A 1,707-nucleotide genomic window follows, 5' to 3' on the forward strand; every position below is an offset into this window, starting at 1 on the left:
ATTAGCTCAGTTGGTAGAGCATCTGACTTTTAATCAGAGGGTCGAAGGTTCGAGTCCTTCATGGCTCACCAGTTTTTACAAAGAAAGACATGCGCAGCACGATAGAAATATCGATGCCCTTTTCTGTTTTACCATGCGGGTGTGGCGGAATGGCAGACGCACCAGATTTAGGTTCTGGCGGGCAACCGTGGGGGTTCAAGTCCCTTCACCCGCACCATAGGCGTCAAACCCTTGAGAAATCAAGGTTTTTTTATTTTCGCCAGAAGTTGGTGTGGGAGAAAATAGTCCCCGAAAGTGTCGTTGGGGACGAAATGGGGACGAACACCTCAAATCGACTGTTTTTTGGGGTCGAACTGGTCGAATTTGTCCGCGAGGTCCCGACTCACTTGTTTGGTAACGTGTGCGTAGATATCTGCCGTCGTTTGGTGTTGCTTATGCCCCAGACGCTCCTGGATCGCTTTCAAAGATGCACCCTGATGGATGAGCAATGTAGCTGAGCTGTGTCGTAGATCGTGGAACCTGATGTATCGCAGCCCGTGACGCTTTACGAATTTACTCCACCACTCGGAAGGGTAGGTAAAGTATAGCGGCTTTCCGTAGCCGGCGTGAAATACATATTCACGGTCACCCCCCTCCCATCTGTCCCGGATTTTCATCTTTTCTTCTCGCCATTGTAAATGGTATCGGCGCATTTCCTCCATATACCAACCTGGCATCTGTACGATGCGATCCTCACCGTTTTTCGGCTCTTTTTCATATACCTTACCATCTGCTGTAAGTGGAATACTCTTTTTGATATGGATCGCATTTTCAGCGAAAAGTACCTGCGGCCACTCTAGTGCAATCAATTCACCGCGTCTAAATCCACCGATTATTGCCCCGAGGATGAGTAGTCGCCACATCAATGGCTCTTCATTCAGCGCTTTGATCACCTCTTGTGCCTCATCAGCTTCGTAGAATTGAGCTTTTTTCTTTTCTGCCTTTGGTTTCTTAATTTCCTTTATCGGATTAGATTTAATGAGTTTCCAACTTTCCGCTTGGGCGAATATATTCCGCATGACCGAGTAGATGTATTGAATGGTACGTCCAGATAGCATTTGGCCGCGGTCGTCTTTCCTTGATCCAGGATTGGAGAGACGATCCATAAGGGTGATGATGTGCATCGGTTTGATTTCATCAAGTCTTTTGTGCCCGAGTGCTGGCAGGATGTGATTCCGAATATGACCCAAGTACTCTTTTAAGGTTTTTGGGGCAAGCTGCTTTTCAGCGTACTTGGTTCTCCACTCTTCAATAAAGGCGGCGAAGGTCATCTTCTCAGGAGTGATGTACTCACCGGCCTCAACCTCAAGCTTGAATTTAAGCCACTCACTTTCCAGATACTCTCTAAGTTTCTTTTTTGTTTTCAATAACGCTGGATCTTCAACCTTAATGACTTTTCTTTCACGCAACCGTTCTCCATTAGGTCCATACCCCAATTCAACGGTTAAACGCCAAGAATTAGCGCCGCGCTTTTCAATACTTGCCATGTTTGGTTCACCTCCATGGATTCATCTGCAGGATTTCTTCGAGGTCTGCCACCTGCAACATCAGAAATTCGGCATCCCAATAATCTAGCATGTTTTCCGTCGCACGCCTACGGAGAGGGTCAAGCCGAATCCCGAACTTCCCTGGTTTATCTTCGCTCACGGTCAGATCTGCAAGCGTCAC

Annotated in this window: 1 protein-coding gene and 1 tRNA gene; one reads left to right on the plus strand and one right to left on the minus strand. The window is 47.3% G+C overall.

What is annotated here, in order from left to right; all coding sequences use genetic code 11:
* Positions 1-135: 135 nt before the first annotated feature.
* A tRNA-Leu gene (locus ACTHO6_RS21090) sits at positions 136-217 on the plus strand.
* A gap of 109 nt (positions 218-326) precedes the next feature.
* On the opposite strand, the gene ACTHO6_RS21095 is transcribed toward ACTHO6_RS21090, so the two are convergent.
* Positions 327-1,526 carry a tyrosine-type recombinase/integrase gene (locus ACTHO6_RS21095; RefSeq protein WP_310769114.1) on the minus strand — a complete coding sequence of 400 codons (1,200 nt, stop codon included), beginning with the start codon at positions 1,524-1,526 and terminating at the stop codon, positions 327-329.
* Positions 1,527-1,707: the final 181 nt, after the last annotated feature.

Origin of the sequence: Brevibacillus sp. SAFN-007a (assembly GCF_051967035.1) — a bacterium.
In the GTDB taxonomy this organism is placed as follows: Bacteria; Bacillota; Bacilli; order Brevibacillales; family Brevibacillaceae; genus Brevibacillus.